Here is a 17,282-nt window from a genome sequence, read left to right on the forward strand (position 1 = left end):
TATATAGTCATTCGAAGGCGAGCGCCAATTGCTCGGCCGTCACCACCATCTCGTCGTCCCCCTCGCCGAGGCTCGACAGGGTGACGCCGAGCAGGCGGACGCCGAGCGCGACCGGTTCGAGCGGTGCGAGCAGCGCGAGCGCCACCTCCTGGATGCGCGCCGCGTCGGCGACCGGCGCGGGCAGGGTGCGGGCGCGGGTGAGGGTCCGGAAGTCGGAATAGCGCAGCTTGATCGAGATCGTCCGCCCCGCCTTGCCGGTCCGCTCGGCATGGCGGGCGACCGACTCGCTCGATTCGAGCAGCGCCGCCGCCAGGTCCTCGTGCGAATAGAGATCGTGGAAGAAGGTGTTCTCCGACCCGATCGACTTGCGCACCCGATCGGGCCGCACCGCGCGATGATCGATCGCGCGGGCGGCAAGGTAGAAATAGTCGCCCGACTTGCCGAACTGCTGCCCCAGGAATTCGCGGCTGCACCGGCGCAGGTCGGCGCCGGTGTGGATGCCCAATTTCTCCATCCGCGTCGCCGTCACCGGCCCGACGCCATGGAAGCGCCCGACCGGTTGCATGGCGATGAAGGCCAGGCCCTGGTCCGGCCGGACGACGCACAGCCCGTCGGGCTTGTTATGGTCGGAGGCGAGCTTGGCGATGAACTTGTTGTAGGAGACCCCGGCCGAGGCGGTCAGCCCGGTCTCCTCGCGGATGCGGGCGCGGATCTGGCGGGCGACCTCGGTCGCGGTGGCGATGCCCTGATGGTTGTTGGTGACGTCGAGATAGGCCTCGTCGAGCGACAGCGGCTCGACCAGATCGGTATAGTCGGCGAAGATGAGGTGGATCTGGCGCGACACCTCCCGATAGACCTCGAAGCGCGGGCGGACGAAGAGCAGGTCGGGACACAGCCGCCGCGCCAGCGCCGACGCCATCGCCGATCGCACGCCATATTTCCGCGCCTCGTAGCTCGCAGCCGCGACGACGCCGCGCTCGCGGGTGCCGCCGACCGCGACCGGCCTGCCCTTCAGCGCCGGATCGTCGCGCTGTTCGACCGACGCGTAGAAGGCATCCATGTCGATATGGATGATCTTGCGGCCACCTTCGCCGCTTTCCTCCCCATCCGCTGGCTGATCGGGCCGCTCCATGGAACAAAGCAGATACATCAACCGGCCGGTCCTTGCCAGCGGAGGATTCGTCGCAGCGAGGCCGAAGGAAGCGGAACCCGCCCGGAAGCGTGGCGTTTTCCCCAGATATTTTCCGCTGTCTTCAATGGAGAGAGACCATGGCCATCAAAAGCACGACGACCCGTTCGCGCTCGGGCGGCACGCGTTCGACGTCGCGCCGCCGGACCGGCAGCGGCGCCAAGACCACTGCCGCCAAGCGCACCCCGCGCGCCCAGGCGCTGACCGACGAAGCCAAGACGGCGATCCGCTCGGTCCGCACCCGCGCGACCCGCGCCGCCCGGAAGGTGCCGACCGACCGGACCAGCCTGTCGATCGCGGCCGGCGTCATCGCCGGCATCGTCGCCGCGGGCGTGGCGATCTTCATGAACCGCGACCGGCTGAAGGCCGCCGCCAACAGCGGCGGCGAGCGGCTGCGCAAGGCGGCCGACGACCTGTCGACCATGGCGCACGAGCGGATCGACCAGGCCCGCGACAACATCACCCGCTTCCGCGGCCGCGGCCAGAACGGGGCCGAGGCGCCGGCGGAGACCTCGGGCATAGCGGTCAACGGATGAGGCTTGCCCGTCCCTTCGCGGGACGGGGACGGGCGGGAACGGATGGCGGCGCGGCTTCCCGGCCACGCCGCCATCCTGCATGATCGGGACGATGCGATTCGATCCGAACAGCGAGCGGTGGCGCTACGACCTGCGCCTGTTCATCCTCGCCTATGTGCTGGGGATCATCGCTTTCAGCGCACTGCTGCCCTGACGCGGCGCCAGTCGCGCGATATCAGTCGCGCGATATCAGTCGCAGGCCTTGTGGAGCTTCCAGGCGAGGTAGGACGCCCCCAGGCTCGCCACCGCGACGATCAGCAGCGTCTCCGCCACCGACACGCCCATATGGACCATCGACGCCAGCACCAGCGTCGCGGCGACCATCGCCCCCGAATTGACGATGTTGTTGGCGGCCACGGTGCGCGCGGTCTGCGCCTTCGCAACGGTGGTGGTCAGGAAAGCGTAGAGCGGCACGACGAACATGCCGCCGGCGACGGCGATGCCGAGCAGGTCGATCATCACCCGCTCCGACCCCGGCATCTCCATGAAGGCGGCGAAATGGCGCAGCGCGCCGTCGGGCGCCGGCCAGTTGTGCGCGGTCCACCACATGTCGCAGACGAAGGCGCCCATCACCAGCGCCGCGACCGGCGAGCAGCGCGCCGAGACGGTGCCGCCGAGGATGCGGTTGATCGCGATCGAGCCGATCGCCACGCCGACCGAGAAGATCGCCAGGAACAGCGTCGCCACGTCCTGGTTGGCGCCGAGCACGTTCTTGACCAGCGGCGGGAACTGCGCGGCGAGGATCGTGCCCTGCGCCCAGAAGAAGCTGATCGCGAGGATGGCGAGGAACAGCCGCCGGACGTGCATCGTGTCCGACACCAGCTTGATCGACGACCGGATGATATGGAAATCGACCCCGGCGTCCTGGGTCAGCGGCGGCGCGGGGGGCACCTGCCGCCCGGCCACCCAGCCGATCGCGGCGACCAGCAGCACGCCGATCGCGGCATGTTCGGCGGCGATCATGCCGCCGACGATGGTGCCCGCCAGGATCGCGATATAGGTGCCCGCCTCGACCAGGCCGGTGCCGGGCAGCACCTGGTCGTCGTCGAGATGCTGGGGAAGGATCGCATATTTGATCGGCCCGAAGAAGGTCGAGTGGGCGCCCATGCAGAGCAGCGCCAGCAGCATCAGCGGGATGTTGCCCAGCAGCAGCCCGCCCGCGCCCGCGATCATGATCAATATCTCCGCGGTCTTCACCACGCGGATGATCTTCGCCTTGTCGTGGCAGTCGGCGAGCTGGCCGGACAGCGCCGAGAAGAGGAAGAAGGGCAGGATGAACAGCCCGCCCGCCACCGCCGAGAAGGCCGCTTCCTGCGCCGGATCGTTGTAGATGCGGTAGATCACCAGCATGATCATCGCGGTGCGGAACAGATTGTCGTTGAAGGCGCCCAGAAACTGGGTGGTGAACAACGGCAGGAACCGGCGCTTGGCGAGAAGCCGGAAAGAAGGTGTCATGCGGGAATTCTGCGCCTTATCGGTTTCTAGGCATCGCTCGGGCCTCCCCATAGCCGATAGCCGTTGCGAGGTCCAAGCCGATAACGTCGGGGCGTGTCGGTTCCATGACCGCCCTGCCCATCTACGGCCGGCCGGCCCGGGATATTCCCGATCGTGCGGCAGGGGGGCTTATCTCTTTTCTCCATCCACGCTAGAGCATTGGTCAGAATGCTGACCTTGCCGAACATTCTCACCCTTTCGCGCATCCTGGCGGTGCCGATCCTGGTCTTCCTGCTGTGGCCCCAGCCGGGGAGGATCGACTATGCGATCGCCTTCGGCCTCTACGCGCTGATGGCGATCACCGACTATTTCGACGGCTATCTCGCCCGCGCGCAGGGAACGGTGTCCAAGCTGGGCGTCTTCCTCGATCCGATCGCCGACAAGATCATGGTCGCGGCGGTGATCCTGATGCTGGTGCTGACCGACGACGTGTCGGGCTTCGCGACGATCGCCGCGCTGATCATCCTGCTGCGCGAGATCGCGGTGTCGGGCCTGCGCGAATTCCTGGCGGGGGTGCGCGTGTCGGTGCCGGTCAGCCAGCTCGCCAAGTGGAAGACGACCTTCCAGCTCGTCTCGCTCGGCGCGATCATCCTGGGCGGCGCGCTGCCGGAATGGCCATGGATCGAACAGGTCGGCCTGTTCAGCCTGTGGGCCGCCGCGGTGCTGACGCTGATCACCGGATGGGACTATCTCCGCGTCGGCATCCGGCACATGGACTGAGCGGGGCACGGACCGGAACCATGGCCATCGAGCTGCTCTATTTCGCCCGGGTCCGCGAGGCGATCGGCCGCAGCGCCGAGACGGTGTCGCCACCCGCCGAGGTCGCGACCGTCGCCGCGCTGGTCGACTGGCTCGCCGCGCGCGGCGGCGGCTATGCCGAGGCGTTCGCCGACCGGGCGCGGGTGCGCGCCGCGATCGGCGACGGCTTCGTGACCCCCGACGCCCCGATCGCCGGCGCGCGCGAGATCGCGCTGTTCCCGCCGGTGACCGGCGGATGAGCGCGGCGATCCTCGTCCGCGTCCAGGCCGCCGACTTCGACGTCGGCGCCGAGCTGGCGCGGCTCGAGGCACTCGGCGGCGGCGGCGTCGCGAGCTTCACCGGCGTGGTGCGCGGCGGCGGCGGACTGGAGGCGCTCGAGCTGGAGCATCATCCCGGCATGACCGAGGCGATGATGACGCGGATCGCCGAGGAGGCGGCGGCGCGCTGGCCGCTGCTCGGCGTCACCGCGATCCACCGCCACGGCCGGCTGCTGCCCGGCCAGCGCATCGTGCTGGCGGCGGCGGCATCGCCGCACCGCGCGGCGGCGCTGGAGGCGATCAGCTTCCTGATCGACTGGCTCAAGACACGCGCGCCCTTCTGGAAGAAGGAGCATTTCACCGACGGCGCCAGCCGCTGGGTCGAGGCGCGCGCCGAGGACGATGCCGCCGCGGCGCGGTGGGAGGCGAAGCGGGCATGACCGCGAAAGCAATGACAGGGGAGACCATCGAACGATGAGCGCCGAGGAGCTTCCCGACCTGCTGCTGGCCGTCGCCGACGGCGACCGCACCGCCTTCGCCCGCTTCTACGAGCGGACCTCGGCAAAACTTTTCGGCGTGGTCCTGCGTATCTTGCCGGAGAGAGCCATGGCGGAAGACGCGATGCAGGAAGCCTATACGAAGATCTGGCGCAACGCCGCGGGGTTCGATGCCCGGCGCGGCAGCCCGATCACATGGGCGGCGACGATCGCGCGCAATGTCGCGATCGACCTGCGCCGACGCGAGCGGCCCGCCGGCCGCACCCGCGACGAGGATTTCGACTTCGATGCGCTCCGCGATCCGCAGGACGTGTCGGCCGAGCAGCTCGCCGCGCTGCGCGTCTGCCTCGACCGGCTCGACGCCGATCAGCGCGCGCTGGTGCTCGCCGCCTATCTGAACGGCGAGAGCCGCGAGGAGCTGGCCGAGCGGCTCGGCCATCCGACCGGAACGATCAAGAGCTGGCTGCACCGCAGCCTCGCCCGGCTGAAAGGCTGTCTCGATGGCTGACGACATCGACATGCTCGCCGGCGAATATGTGCTCGGCACGCTCGACGACGCCGAACGCCGCGCCTTCCAGCGCCGGCTGCTGACCGACCCGGCCGCGGTCGCGGCGGTGGCGACATGGCAGGAGCGCCTGTCCCCGCTGCTCCTCGCCGTACCGGAAGAAGCGCCCCCGACCGGACTGTGGACGCGGATCGGCGCGGACAGCGGCCCGGCCAACGACAATGGCCGCCTGCGCCGCTGGCAGGTCGCGACGGTCGCCGCCGCGCTCGTCGCGCTGGTCAGCACCGGCGTCGCGCTTCGCCCCCGCATCGAACCGGCCGCGCCCGCGCCACAGGTCGCGCAGCAGGCTCCCTCGCCGCTGTTCCAGTCGGTCGCCGCGCTCAGCGAACAGGGCGGCGCGCCGGCGCTGCTCGTCACCTATGACCGCGACCGCAAGGAGATGCGGGTGATGCCGGTGAACGTCGCGCCGCGTCCCGGCCACAGCCTGGAACTCTGGGTGATCGCCGGCAAGGCGGCGCCCAAATCAATCGGCCTGATGCGCGAGGACGGCGCGACCGCGCTCGACCGCATGGCGCTCGACCTGCAGCAGGAGATGACGATCGCGGTGTCGGTCGAGCCCAAGGGCGGGTCGCCGACCGGCCTGCCGACCGGGCCGGTGGTCTATTCGGGCCGGATGGTCTCGCTGCCGACGAGCTGATAGGAGCCGGCGATGAGGATCGCCGCCATCTCCGACATTCACGGCAATCTCGCCGCGCTCGACGCGGTGCTGGCCGACATCGGCCGGCGCGGCGTCGACCGGATCGTCAACCTCGGCGACATCCTGTCGGGCCCGCTCGACCCCGCCGCCACCGCCGACCGGCTGATCGCGCTCGACCTGCCGACGATCCGCGGCAATCACGAGCGGCAGCTCCTGACCCTCGAGCCGGCGGCGATGGGGGCGTCGGACGCCCATGCCGCCCCGCTGCTCACCGACGCGCACCGCGCCTGGCTGACGAGCCTGCCCGCGACGATGCGGCTCGCGCCCGACATATTGCTCTGCCACGGCACGCCGGACAGCGACCTCGATTATTATCTCGACCATGTCGGCCCCGACGGCGTGCGCCCGGCGACGGCCGACGAGATCGCCGCCAGGACGGGGCCGGAAACCGCCGCGCTGATCCTGTGCGGCCACACCCACCTGCCCCGGGCCCATCGCCGTCCGAACGGGCAGATGATCGTCAATCCCGGCTCGGTCGGCCTGCCCGCTTATGCGGACGACCGGCCCTTTCCGCACGTCATGGAGAGCGGGACGCCGCAGGCATGCTATGCGATCGCCGAGCGGCAGGCCGACGGCGGCTGGACCGCCGAGCCGATCGCGGTCGACTATGACTGGGAGGCCGCCGCCCGCGCCGCCGAGGCGCAGGAGCGGCCCGACTGGGCGATCGCGCTCCGCACGGGACGAATGGGTTCCTAGCCCTCCTCGTCATTCCCGCTTTCGCGGGAATGACGAGGAGGTGAGGCAAGGGAAAGCCTTACTCCGCCTCGCGCAAGGCGTCGGCGAGCAGCTTGAACTCCTTCTCGCGCGGGGAGCCGCGGCGCCAGGCGAGCGCGATGCGGCGGGCCGGATGGTCGGCGTCGAGCGGCTTGGCGACGACATGGGTGTTTTCGAGGATGCCGGCGTCGAGCGCCATCTTCGGCAGCAGCGTGACGCCCAGCCCGTTGTCGACCATCTGCACCAGCGTGTGGAGCGAGGTTCCCAGCATCGCCGCCTCGGCGCGCAGCTCGGGCCGGTTACAGGCGGCGAGGGCATGGTCCTTCAGGCAATGCCCGTCCTCGAGCAGCAGCAGCCGGCTCTCGTCGATGTCGTCGGCGACGATGCCGCGCGCGGGCCCGTCCATCTCGCCCTTCGGGAAGGCGACGAACAGCCGGTCGAGGAACAGGTCGACCGATTCGATGTCGCCGCAATGATAGGGCAGCGCCAGCAGCACGCAGTCGAGATGGCCACGATGGAGCGAGTCGCAGGCGGCCCCCGTCGTCTCCTCGCGCAGGTAGAGCTTGAGGTCGGGCCAGGCCGACCGCAGCTTCGGCAGGATGCGCGGCAGCAGGAAGGGCGCGATCGTCGGGATCACCCCCATGCGCAGGTCGCCCGACAACGGCTTGCCCGCCGCGCGGGCGAGGTCGCCCAGCTCCTCCGCCTCGCGCAGGACGCGCTGCGCCTTCTCCGCGATGCGCAGGCCGAGCGGGGTGAAGCGCACGACTCGCCGGGTCCGCTCGACCAGGGTGATGCCGATCAGCGATTCGAGCTCGCGCAGCCCGGCCGACAGGGTCGACTGAGTCACGAAACAGGCGTCCGCCGCGCGGCCGAAATGGCCGTGATCCTTGAGCGCCACCAGATATTGGAGCTGCTTCAGGGTTGGCAGGTAGGTGGCCATTCATCGCCTCCTTCGATCATTAGTGGCGAAATAATCAATTTGAACACTCAGGTCCAGCCTGCCAAGACGCCATCACCGGATCATCCATCGCCTCAACAAGGAGACTCCCCGTGGCGCTTACCGTTGGTGACAAATTTCCGTCGTTCGTCCTGCCCGTGCAGCAGGGCGTCTCCGCGCTTCCGGCCGGCGAGACCATCGACACCGGCGATACCGGTGGCAAGTGGAAGGTCGTCTTCTTCTGGCCGAAGGACTTCACCTTCATCTGCCCGACCGAGATCATCGGCTATGGCGAGCTGCAGAAGGATTTCGCCGATCGTGACGCCGTTCTGATCGGCGCTTCGACCGACACCGATTTCGTCCACTTCGCGTGGCGCAAGTCGGACGAGCGTCTGGCCAATTGCGACTTCCCCTGGATCGCCGACAACCAGAAGAAGCTGGCCGACGCGCTCGGCATCGTCGATGCGGACGCCGGCGTCGCCTATCGCGCGACCTACATCGTCGATCCGCACAACGTGATCCAGCACGTCACGGTCAACGGCCTCAACCAGGGCCGCAACCCGCAGGAAGCCATCCGCGTCCTCGACGCCCTCCAGACCGACGAGCTCTGCCCGTGCAACTGGAAGGCCGGCGACGAGGTTCTCAAGCCCGCTGCCTGATCCCCTTTTCAGGTAGCCCGTCGCGCGCGTTCCCCCCACGCGCGCGACAAACGGGGCGCGGAGGACGATGGCCGGCCTCCGCGCCCTCTTTTTTTTGACCGTCGCCCCGTCCCGTTCGTTTGATTGTCGAGAGGAAGATTCGATGTCGCTCAAGGAATTCGCCGACGCCCTGCCCGACTATGCCAAGGACATCCGGCTCAACGTCGGCTCGCTGCTCGGCGACCAGACGCTGACCGAGCAGCGCAAATATGGCCTGCTGCTCGCCTGCGCCCATGGCTCGGGCTACAAGCCGATCGTCGAGGCGACCGAGGCCGAGGTGGCCGGCAAGCTGAGCCCCGAGGCGGCCAACGCCGCCCGCGCCGCCGCCGCGGTGATGGCGATGAACAACGTCTATTACCGCTTCGTCCATCTCGCCTCGAACAAGGAATATGGGCAGATGCCGGCCAAGCTGCGGATGAACGTGATCGGCTCGCCCGGCATCGAGAAGGACGATTTCGAGCTGTTCAGCCTCGCCGTGTCGGCGATGAACGGCTGCGGCCTGTGCATCGACAGTCATGAGAAGGTGCTGCGCCAGCACGGCGTCGCCGCCGACGTGATCCAGACCGCCGCGCGCGTCGGCGCGGTGATCAAGGCGGCCGCCACCGTCCACGCGACGGCGGTGTGAAAAATCCCGGTTTCCTCCCTGTTTCGGGGAGGAAACCGGCCACCTGACAAGCTGGACTTATCACGTACCGTTCAGGAACATCTTTGCAGGGCGCAACGGCCGGCCTATATTGGCCGTTCCCGATGGAGTGGGCCCTGAAGGATTTCGGATGTTCGACGGACTGATTTCCTACCTCGATTCGATCAAGGCGCGCGATCCCGCGCCCCGGTCCCGGTGGGAGGTGATGCTCTATCCGGGCGTGCTCGCGCTGGGGCTCCACCGCGTGGCGCACTGGCTGTTCCAGGCCGAGCTCTATTTCCTCGCGCGCTTCGTGAACCACTTCTCGCGGATGATCACCGCGATCGACATCCATCCGGGCGCGCAGATCGGCCGCAACTTCTTCATCGACCATGGCTTCGTCGTGATCGGCGAGACGGCGGTGATCGGCAACGACGTCACCATCTACCAGGGCGCGACGCTGGGCGGCACCAATCCGACCAACGGCGAGGGCGGCAAGCGCCATCCGACGATCGGCGACGGCGCGATCATCAGCCTGGGCGCGGCGATCCTCGGCCCGATCACGGTCGGCGCGCGCGCGCGGGTCGGCGCCAATGCGGTCGTCACCCGCGACGTCGCCGAGGGTCAGGTCGTGGTCGGCATCCCGGCCAAGCCGATGCTGGTCGATGCCAAGGAATATCAGAAGGGCTTCGTGCCCTATGGCACGCCGTGCAGCGAACGCTTCGACCCGCAGACCCAGCAACTCGAAATCTTGCGCTGCGAGCTGGAGGTGCTGCGCGGCCGCATCGCCAAGCTGATCGACGAGCGCGACGCCGCGCGCGCCAAGATCGACGAGGATCGCGAACGGGCCTGATGGGGACGGTGGCCCCCTTCCCGGCCAAGCCCCTGCAAGTGGGGTTCGACCGGCTCGAACTGATGCGTATCCTCGATCTCTACGGCCGGATGGTCGCAGCCGGGCTGTGGCGCGACTATGCGATCGACCTGGGCCGCGAGGCCGCCTCCTTCGCCGCCTTCCGCCGCTCCGCCGAGCGGCCCGAATATCGCATCGAGAAGCGCCCCGCCCTGCGCACCCGCCAGGGCATGTGGGCGCTGATCGGCGAAGGCGGCTCGATCCTCAAGCGCGGCCAGGAACTGGGCCCGGTGCTCGCCCCGGTCGAGCGCCGGCTGATGAAGCTGGTCGACTGAACGACGCGCGCGGGGGCTCAGCCGAACCGCGCCGGGCGGAAGCCATCGAGCAGGTCGACCCGCGCCCCGTCGAGGATCTCGGTCGCGGCCCAGCGCCCCAGCACCGGCGCCAGCGTGACGCCGCTATGGGTGACGGCGACGTAGAGCCGGTCGACCTTGGGGACGAAGCCGACGATCGGGAAGCCGTCGCCGGGCAGCACCCGCTGGCCGATCGTGACCCGGTCGATCGCCGCGTCGCGGATCTGCGGCAGATAGTCCGCCGCGCCGGCCAATATGGCGCGGCCGATCGCGGCGGGATCGCCGGTGCCGCCGCCGCCCTCATGGCCGCTGCTGCTGCTGACGATGCGGCCGTCGACGGTCTGGCGAAAGCTGCTGTGCGGCGCAAAGACGAGCCGGTCGATCAGAGGCGGCTGCGGCTTGGTGTGGATGAGGATGCCGGGCGACGAGGTCAGCGGCAACGGCACGCCCAGGCTCCGCGCCAACGCCCCGCTGCCGAGGCCCGCCGCGAGGACGACCGCGTCGGCGCTCAGCTCGCCCTCGCGGGTGCGGACGCCGCGAACCTGCCCGCCCGCGACGATCAGGCCGGTGACCTCCGCCGGAAAGACGGTCCGCGCGCCATGCTGCCGGGCCCGCGCCAGCAGGGCCGCCACGGCCTCGGCCGGATCGACGCTGCCCTCCTCGGGAAAGAAGGCCCCGCTGGGATCGCCGGGCACGGTGACCGACGGCACCAGCCGGCGGATGTCGGCGCCGTCCACGGCCTGGCCGGCATAGCCCCAGCCATGGACCGTATTCAGCGACGCCGCGAGCTGCTGCGTCGCCGCCGCGTCGCCCCGCCAATAGACCGCGCCGCCCCAGCGCAGCGGCAGGGCCGCGCCCGCCTCCTGCTGCCAGGCGCGCCATCCCGCCATGCCCAGCCAGTTCAGCCCGAAATAGGGCCGCGACGACGCCTTGGTCGAGGCGTTGAGATAGGCGAAGCTGTTGCCGGTGGCGCCGGCGGCGGGGCCGGTGCGATCGAGGATCGTCACGTCCGCCCCGCGCTTGGCCAGTTCATAGCCGATCGCCGCGCCGAGGATGCCGGCGCCGATCACCACCACCTTGCGCGGGCCGCCCGGGGCGGCAAGCGCCGGCCGCGCCGATCCGAGCGCGAAGGCCGACGCCGCGAGAAGCTGGAGGGCTTGCCGCCGGTCCATGGTCAATGCCCCGCCGGCGTCTTGGCGAGCGCCTGCACCCGGGCCCAGACGCGCAGGAAATTGCCGCCCCACAGCTTGGCGATGTCGTCCTCGCTATAGCCACGCCGTTGCAGCTCCGCCGTCACGTTCGCCGACTCGCCGACGTCGTTCCAGCCGATCACGCCGCCGCCATGGTTGAAGTCCGACGAGATGCCGACATGGTCGATGCCGATCTTCTTCACCACATAGTCGAGCTGGTCGACATATTGGGCGAGGGTCGCGCGATATTGCGGATCGCCGGTGATGGCATGGAATTCCTTGCTATATTGTTCGAACCGTTCGGCCGGCAGGACCTTGACCCCCGCCTCGGTCAGCGGCTGGATCCCCGCCACGCTATTCTCTTCCGGCACGCCATAGCGGCGGCGGACGGCGTTGCCCTGGTCGATCGCCTCCTGCGGCAGCGGACGGACCCAGGAGCTGTAGGCGTTGATCGCGACGACGCCGCCATTCTTCCTGATCGCGGCCAGTTGCGCGTCGTCGAGGTTGCGCGGATGATCGATGATCGCGCGCGCGTTGGAATGCGATGCGACGACCGGCGCGCGGGTCAGCGACAGCACCTGCGCGAGCGCCCGGCCCGAGATTTGCGACACGTCGATCACGATGCCCAGGTCGTTGAGCCTGGCGACCGCCGCGCGGCCGAGCGGCGACAGCCCGCCATGCTCGTCCAGCTTGTCGCCGCGCAGCAGGTTGGGCCGCGCCGAATCGGCGAGGTCGTTGTTGCCGGCATGAGTGAAGCCGAAGATGCGGACGCCGTCCCGATACCAGGCGTCGAGCTGCGACAGGTCCTTGCCGATCAGATGGCCGTTGAGGATGCTGAGGACGATCGCGAAGCGGCCCGACGCCTCGATCGCCTCCAGCTCGGCCGGCGACGTGGCGAAGGCCGCGCGCTGCGGATATTCCGCGACGACCGACTGGAGCGCGGCCAGCTTCTTCCGGCCCTGCGCCGCCGCCGCCGCATAGCCGGCCGGCGTGCGCGCGCCCTGCGGCACGAAGATCGCGATCACCGCGCCCTTCAGATGCCCGCGCTCGGCCTTGACGAGGTCGAACTGCGACGCGCCGTCCTTGCCGGCATCGAGATCGCCGCTGCCGAACTCGAACGGGATGTCGAGATGGTTGTCGAGCGTGACGTGCCGGTCCTGCAAGGCGGCGGCGGCCTCGATCTGGGCGGGCGTGAAGGGATCGGCCTGGGCGGCGGCGAGCGGCAGCAGCGTGCCAGCGAGCAGCAGGGCCAGGGTCGAACGGATGGAGCGCTTGGTCATGGGAACCTCTCGATGAACCGGGGAAGGACTATTTCGCGGTGCGGGTGAGCTGGCGGGCGATGAGCTGCCAGCCCTTCGGCCCCCTGGTCCACACGTCGAGGCCGGGCAGGGTCGAGACGCGCTCGGCCGTCTCGCCCTTCGACAGGAGGTGGAAGGCGTAGGTCGCGGTGACATAGGCGACATTGCCGTAGGAACGAACCGCCAGGTTGCTGACGTCGACGGCGGTGAAGTCGCGGTCGGGGACGATGGTCCGGTCGATCTGCTCGGCCTTGGTCAGCACCGCGCCATCGGTGTGCCCATAGGACAGGTCGTCATGATAGGCGCGTTCGAGACCGGCGCGGTCCTTGGCCACCACGGCGGCCCGCCAGGCGTCGATCGCCTGGACGACCTGCGCGCGGACCTGGGGGGTGCCATGCTCCTTCACCGGCCCTCCCTCGGCCGCCTGGGCGGGCTGGACGAGGATCGAAGGGACGGCGACGGCGAGCAGGGCGCTCAGGAGGACGGATTTCATGGGAAGTCTCCGCGAAAGGGGGCTCAGAAGGAATAACCGAGGCGGGCGAAATAGGTGCGGCCGGCGCCGCCCTCGGGCGACAGGCCCGAATAGACCGAGACGACCGGGTTGCGGATCGCGGTCAGGACCTTGTCGGGATGGCTGCCGAACAGGTTGTTGACGCCGGCCGACAGCTTGACCCCCTCGAACAGCGCGTAGCCGGCGGCGATATTGACCACGACCTGCGGGCCGTAGCGCTGGTCGAAGGCCGGGTTGCTGGTGTGGCGGGTCCGGTAGACGCCGTAGCGCACGCCGGAGAGATGGGCCTCGAACGGCCCCGCGCCATAGTCGGCCGCCAGCCGCAGGAAGGTATCGGGGTTCGCCTCCTCGATCAGCGACGAGGCCTCGCGCCCGATCAGGACGAGCCCGCTGCCGCTCAGCACGGCGGGCGTGTCCTTGACGTGGGTGATCTTGGTCTCGTTCCAGTTGAAGCCGGCGCTCAGGTCGAGCCTGGCACCCGACGCCAGATTGAACCGGTAGCGGGCCGTGGCGTCGATGCCGCGGGTCCGGGTGTCGACCGCGTTGGTGAAATATTGCAGGCCCGAATAGGTCGGGAAGCCGGCATTGGCCAACACCTGGCGGACCAGCGCCCCGGTCAGCGTCTCCGACAGGACGATCCGGTCGTCGATGCTGATCTGGTAGACGTCCAGTGTCGCCGAGAAGGCCGGGCTGGGCGTCCATACCCAGCCGGTCGACAGGTTGACCGACTTTTCGGGCTTGAGCGCCGTCGCGCCCAGCGCGCGGGCCTCCACGCTGTCGACCCGGGCGAGGCGGTTGGTGGCGAGCACGCCGTTGGTGATGTTCGGGATGGTGCGCGAATAGGCCGACTGGCCCAGCGACGGCGCGCGATAGCCGGTGCCCGCGCTGAACCGCCACGCCAGCGTCGGCGTGAGCTCGTAGCGGGTCGCCAGCCGGACGTTGGTGGTCGATCCGAAGTCCGAATAATGCTCGAACCGGCCTGACAGGGTGATCCGCAGCTTCTCGGTCGGCGAATTCTCCAGCTCCAGATAGCCGCCATAGACGTTGCGGGAGAGGCGCCCGGCATCGTCGGGCGAGAAGCCGCCGAAGCCCTGCGAAGCCGGCGTCGCCACCTTGCCGGCATTGGGGCCGTCGAGGATCGGCACGCCGCCATTGGCCCAGGAGCCATAGTCGCCCTCGAACACCTCATAGGCCTCGTGCCGATAGGTCAGGCCGGCGGCGACGTTGAGCGGGGTCGGCAGGAACGCCACGGCGAACGGGCGCTTCCAGTCGAAGTTGACGTTGGTCTGCTCGTTCAGCAGGTCGCCGGTGTCGAAGGCGATCGGGCTGGCGGCGCCGAGGCTGGCGTTGTTGGTGTTCGACACCACGCTCTTGACCCGGTTGCGGCCGTAATTGGCGCTCAGGTCGAAATCGCCCGCGGCGGCCGAGCCCCAGCGCGCGCCCACGGCGGCGGCGGCGTCGCGCGACCGGATGTGGAGGAAGGGCTGGAACCCGTCCGGGAACAGGGCGCGCACCGTCTGGTCGGAATTGGGCTGGCGAAGATTGCCGAAGCCCTCGTCCTTGCGCCAGCCATAGCTGCCCTGCGCGTAGAAGGTCACCCCGCCGACGGTGGTCTCGCCGTTGATGAAGATGTTCTGCCGCTTGGTCGCGCCGCTGCCGTAGAACCAGTCGCGGTTCGGATAGCTCGCCTCGCGCGGGTCGCCGGCGAAATACATCTGGCGGGTGTCGGGCACCGACAGGCGGGTGCGCCCGATGTCCCACGCGTCGAAGGCGAAGCGGACGAAGCCGTCGCCCGGAAGCTTCAGGCCGAACGATCCCTCGACGCTCTTGGTCTTGCCGTCGCCCTTGTCGTTGATGCCGTAGAGCAGCGCGATGTCGCCGCCCTCGCTGCCCTGCTTCAGGACGATGTTGACGACGCCGGCGACCGCGTCCGATCCATATTGCGCCGACGCGCCGTCGAGCAGCACCTCGACCCGCTCCACCGCGCTCAGCGGGATGCTGTTGAGGTCGACCGTCTGGGCGCCCTTGGTCGTGCCGCCGCCGGCGTTGAGCTGCGCCGTCGCATGGCGGCGCTTGCCGTTGATCAGCACCAGCGTCTGGTCTGCGGCGAGGCCGCGCAGCGACACGCCCTTGACGAAGCTGGCGGCGTTCGACGACGGCACCGAGGTCGGGAAGTTGAACGAGGGCACGGTCCGCTGCAGCGCTTCGGACAGGGTCCGCGATCCGGTGTCGCGCAGGGTGTCGCCGCCGACGACCTGGATCGGCGCGGAGCTTTCGAGCGCGCGGGCATTGCCGCTGCGCGAGCCGACGACCACGATCGAGTCCTGCTCGTCCGGCTGGTCCTCGGCCTGCGCGGGGTTCTGCCAGCCCAGCAGTCCGATCGACGCCAGGCCCAGATAGAGGCGGGCCTTGTTCGGCGCCCGCCGCCGCGACGCGGGAAGGCGCGGATCGTGGCGGGAGGAGACGGGCAGATGTCCTTGGATGTTCACGGCGGATCTTTCTTGAAGGCTCATGGCGCGCGCGGCCGGAAGCGACCGGTGCGCGGGGGCACAGGTCGCCGCCATGAGAGGCGATGGAAGAATATGGGACCGGCCTGCCTTCGCGACGGATCGCCGCGTCTACGGTTCGCTGATCGCGATCACGCCCCGCGCGGGTGCGGGGGCCGGTCCATGGGGGATGGTTTCGGCGCGCGGATCAGGCGCGCATCGAACACATGGCCTTGGCCGGCATCATCGCCGGCGGACGCGTGACGTCGAATGGGATCGGTGCGGACTCCACGCTCTGGATCTGCGCCCGGCCCCCCTGTTTTCTGCTCATCGATCTTTCCTGAGATGTTGAGAATTCAACCCACATCCATTTCTCTATCGATTAGATAGAAATAAATCCAGGAAAAATTATATTCTCTTCGGGAAAGCTCCGCTTGGCGGATGGGGTTCGAAGATCCAGCCGGCTCAGGCCGGCTGGAACCGATCGATCACGGGCAGCTTCACCGCCAGCTCGGCCGGCAGCAGCGCGACCACATGCCGCCGCGCCGCCGTCCAGAAGGCCGAGAGCAGCAGCAGCGCCGATCCGATGATCAGCGCGGTCAGTCCGAAGGAGAGATCGACCGCGCCGCTCTGCTTGATCAGGCTCGACAGCGCGAACAGGACATAGGCGAGCGCCGACACCATCAGCGCGCGCCGGTCGATCGCCAGCGCGACCAGCCCCAGGGCGACGTAGATCAGGATGACGAACGCCGCCTGCGCCGCGGCCGCCTCGCCGTGCAGCATGCCGAGCCCGGCGAAGATCGGATGGACCAGCATCGGCGCCGCCAGCAGGTGGAGCCAGAAGGCGACGTCGGTCCGGCGGGTGGTGCGGGTCCGGTCGCCCATGTCCCACCACATGGCGAGGGCGAAGACGCCGAGCCCCGCGAGCAGGACCAGCTTGAGCATGTGATCGGCGAGGATCGGCGCCGCCGCGACGGCGAGCGCGAGCGACAGGGCGGCCAGCGTCGCCGCCCCGGCCGCGACCGTGATCGGCACATGGAAGCGCCGCCAGTGCAGCCAGACGCCGCCCGCCGACAGCGCGGCGCCGGCCGCGATCGCCAGCGCGGAGAGCCGCTCGTCGCCCGGTCCCGTCTCCGTCAGGCCGAGCGCCGTCAGCAGCAATATCACGAGACCCGCGAACAGCCCGCCCGCGAAGGCGAGCAGCAGGACGATGCTGGGCAGCGCCATGCGCCGCTCGCGCGTGAAATATTCGGCGAGGCCCCAGGCCGCGCCCGCCACCGCGAAGCCGGCGAAGGGCGACGGTCCGTGGTCGGGAGCCAGCAGCCGGACCATGTTGCCGATCCAGCCCATCGCCACCAGCATCAGCACCGTCGCGATCGAGACGAAGATGTCGTTGAAGCCGGTCAGCAGGCGGAAGCTCTCCTCGTCGACTGCCGGCACCGCGCGCTGGGCGGCGACATGGGCGCGCAGCGCGCCGGCCGCGTCGGGGCTGATCGCCCCGGCCTGCACCGCGGAATCGATATCGCTCTCGCTGTACATGGGTGTTTCTCCCGATCCTGTGGGCGGGAGATTAGCAGAACTGTATTATAA

Annotated in this window: 20 protein-coding genes; 11 read left to right on the plus strand and 9 right to left on the minus strand. The window is 69.2% G+C overall.

The features are described 5' to 3' along the window. Window positions 1-7 precede the first annotated feature (7 nt). On the minus strand, window positions 8-1,132 hold the full coding sequence (gene dinB, locus HRJ34_RS13780; protein ID WP_226948785.1) for a DNA polymerase IV: 1,125 nt from the start codon (window positions 1,130-1,132) through the stop codon (window positions 8-10). Window positions 1,133-1,269: 137 nt separating this feature from the next. Between dinB and HRJ34_RS13785 the strand changes: the two genes are divergently transcribed. After that, window positions 1,270-1,725, plus strand: coding sequence for a hypothetical protein (locus HRJ34_RS13785; protein ID WP_029993695.1), 456 nt, complete (start codon window positions 1,270-1,272; stop codon window positions 1,723-1,725). Window positions 1,726-1,953: 228 nt separating this feature from the next. Here the strand turns inward: HRJ34_RS13785 and HRJ34_RS13790 are convergent, their stop codons facing one another. Next, window positions 1,954-3,219, minus strand: coding sequence for an MFS transporter (locus HRJ34_RS13790; RefSeq protein WP_030091078.1), 1,266 nt, complete (start codon window positions 3,217-3,219; stop codon window positions 1,954-1,956). Between the two features lie 207 nt (window positions 3,220-3,426). Between HRJ34_RS13790 and pgsA the strand changes: the two genes are divergently transcribed. Genes pgsA through HRJ34_RS13820 form a run of 6 tightly spaced genes read left to right on the plus strand, consistent with a single transcriptional unit; the run spans window position 3,427 to window position 6,729 of the window. Next, window positions 3,427-3,978, plus strand: a complete 552-nt coding sequence (pgsA, locus tag HRJ34_RS13795; protein ID WP_012049779.1) for a CDP-diacylglycerol--glycerol-3-phosphate 3-phosphatidyltransferase — start codon at window positions 3,427-3,429, stop codon at window positions 3,976-3,978. 20 nt (window positions 3,979-3,998) lie between these two features. Then, on the plus strand, window positions 3,999-4,256 hold the full coding sequence (gene moaD, locus HRJ34_RS13800) for a molybdopterin converting factor subunit 1 (protein WP_012049778.1): 258 nt from the start codon (window positions 3,999-4,001) through the stop codon (window positions 4,254-4,256). Then, window positions 4,253-4,714 carry a molybdenum cofactor biosynthesis protein MoaE gene (locus HRJ34_RS13805; RefSeq protein ID WP_208631520.1) on the plus strand — a complete coding sequence of 154 codons (462 nt, stop codon included), beginning with the start codon at window positions 4,253-4,255 and terminating at the stop codon, window positions 4,712-4,714. The genes moaD and HRJ34_RS13805 overlap by 4 nt, the downstream gene beginning before the upstream one ends. Window positions 4,715-4,748: 34 nt before the next feature. After that, window positions 4,749-5,279 (plus strand): sigma-70 family RNA polymerase sigma factor, encoded by a 531-nt coding sequence (locus HRJ34_RS13810; RefSeq protein ID WP_012049776.1) that lies wholly within the window; start codon window positions 4,749-4,751, stop codon window positions 5,277-5,279. Further along, window positions 5,272-5,973: an anti-sigma factor gene (locus tag HRJ34_RS13815; RefSeq protein WP_208631521.1), complete on the plus strand. Its 702-nt coding sequence runs from the start codon at window positions 5,272-5,274 to the stop codon at window positions 5,971-5,973. The genes HRJ34_RS13810 and HRJ34_RS13815 overlap by 8 nt, the downstream gene beginning before the upstream one ends. Before the next feature lie 12 nt (window positions 5,974-5,985). Then, window positions 5,986-6,729 carry a metallophosphoesterase family protein gene (locus tag HRJ34_RS13820; protein ID WP_208631522.1) on the plus strand — a complete coding sequence of 248 codons (744 nt, stop codon included), beginning with the start codon at window positions 5,986-5,988 and terminating at the stop codon, window positions 6,727-6,729. A gap of 58 nt (window positions 6,730-6,787) precedes the next feature. Here the strand turns inward: HRJ34_RS13820 and HRJ34_RS13825 are convergent, their stop codons facing one another. Beyond that, window positions 6,788-7,687: a hydrogen peroxide-inducible genes activator gene (locus HRJ34_RS13825; protein ID WP_208631523.1), complete on the minus strand. Its 900-nt coding sequence runs from the start codon at window positions 7,685-7,687 to the stop codon at window positions 6,788-6,790. 110 nt (window positions 7,688-7,797) lie between these two features. Between HRJ34_RS13825 and HRJ34_RS13830 the strand changes: the two genes are divergently transcribed. From HRJ34_RS13830 to HRJ34_RS13845, 4 genes are all read left to right on the plus strand, one after another. Continuing rightward, window positions 7,798-8,343 (plus strand): peroxiredoxin, encoded by a 546-nt coding sequence (locus HRJ34_RS13830; protein ID WP_012049772.1) that lies wholly within the window; start codon window positions 7,798-7,800, stop codon window positions 8,341-8,343. A gap of 142 nt (window positions 8,344-8,485) precedes the next feature. Beyond that, a complete protein-coding gene (locus HRJ34_RS13835) occupies window positions 8,486-9,007 on the plus strand; it encodes a carboxymuconolactone decarboxylase family protein (protein WP_029548473.1) in 522 nt (173 codons plus the stop codon). 148 nt (window positions 9,008-9,155) lie between these two features. Continuing rightward, window positions 9,156-9,857 (plus strand): serine O-acetyltransferase EpsC, encoded by a 702-nt coding sequence (gene epsC / locus HRJ34_RS13840; protein ID WP_012049770.1) that lies wholly within the window; start codon window positions 9,156-9,158, stop codon window positions 9,855-9,857. Beyond that, window positions 9,857-10,189 (plus strand): DUF2794 domain-containing protein, encoded by a 333-nt coding sequence (locus HRJ34_RS13845; protein WP_012049769.1) that lies wholly within the window; start codon window positions 9,857-9,859, stop codon window positions 10,187-10,189. The genes epsC and HRJ34_RS13845 overlap by 1 nt, the downstream gene beginning before the upstream one ends. 17 nt (window positions 10,190-10,206) lie before the next feature. On the opposite strand, the gene HRJ34_RS13850 is transcribed toward HRJ34_RS13845, so the two are convergent. The 6 genes from HRJ34_RS13850 to HRJ34_RS13870 all read right to left on the minus strand — a co-directional run bounded on the left by HRJ34_RS13850 (window position 10,207) and on the right by HRJ34_RS13870 (window position 17,231). Continuing rightward, the gene (locus HRJ34_RS13850; RefSeq protein WP_208631524.1) at window positions 10,207-11,379 is read right to left on the minus strand and encodes an NAD(P)/FAD-dependent oxidoreductase; all 1,173 of its coding nucleotides are present in this window, start codon (window positions 11,377-11,379) and stop codon (window positions 10,207-10,209) included. A gap of 2 nt (window positions 11,380-11,381) precedes the next feature. Continuing rightward, window positions 11,382-12,677 (minus strand): dipeptidase, encoded by a 1,296-nt coding sequence (locus HRJ34_RS13855; protein ID WP_208631525.1) that lies wholly within the window; start codon window positions 12,675-12,677, stop codon window positions 11,382-11,384. 28 nt (window positions 12,678-12,705) lie between these two features. Further along, window positions 12,706-13,188 carry a nuclear transport factor 2 family protein gene (locus tag HRJ34_RS13860; RefSeq protein ID WP_208631526.1) on the minus strand — a complete coding sequence of 161 codons (483 nt, stop codon included), beginning with the start codon at window positions 13,186-13,188 and terminating at the stop codon, window positions 12,706-12,708. Between the two features lie 23 nt (window positions 13,189-13,211). Then, the gene (locus HRJ34_RS13865) at window positions 13,212-15,695 is read right to left on the minus strand and encodes a TonB-dependent receptor plug domain-containing protein (RefSeq protein WP_226948786.1); all 2,484 of its coding nucleotides are present in this window, start codon (window positions 15,693-15,695) and stop codon (window positions 13,212-13,214) included. A 205-nt stretch (window positions 15,696-15,900) separates the two neighbouring features. Then, window positions 15,901-16,023: a hypothetical protein gene (locus tag HRJ34_RS29465; RefSeq protein WP_016744234.1), complete on the minus strand. Its 123-nt coding sequence runs from the start codon at window positions 16,021-16,023 to the stop codon at window positions 15,901-15,903. A gap of 134 nt (window positions 16,024-16,157) precedes the next feature. Continuing rightward, the gene (locus HRJ34_RS13870) at window positions 16,158-17,231 is read right to left on the minus strand and encodes a hypothetical protein (protein WP_012049763.1); all 1,074 of its coding nucleotides are present in this window, start codon (window positions 17,229-17,231) and stop codon (window positions 16,158-16,160) included. Between the last annotated feature and the right edge of the window lie 51 nt (window positions 17,232-17,282).

Source organism: Rhizorhabdus wittichii (assembly GCF_017607425.1).
Taxonomy (GTDB): domain Bacteria; phylum Pseudomonadota; class Alphaproteobacteria; order Sphingomonadales; family Sphingomonadaceae; genus Rhizorhabdus; species Rhizorhabdus wittichii.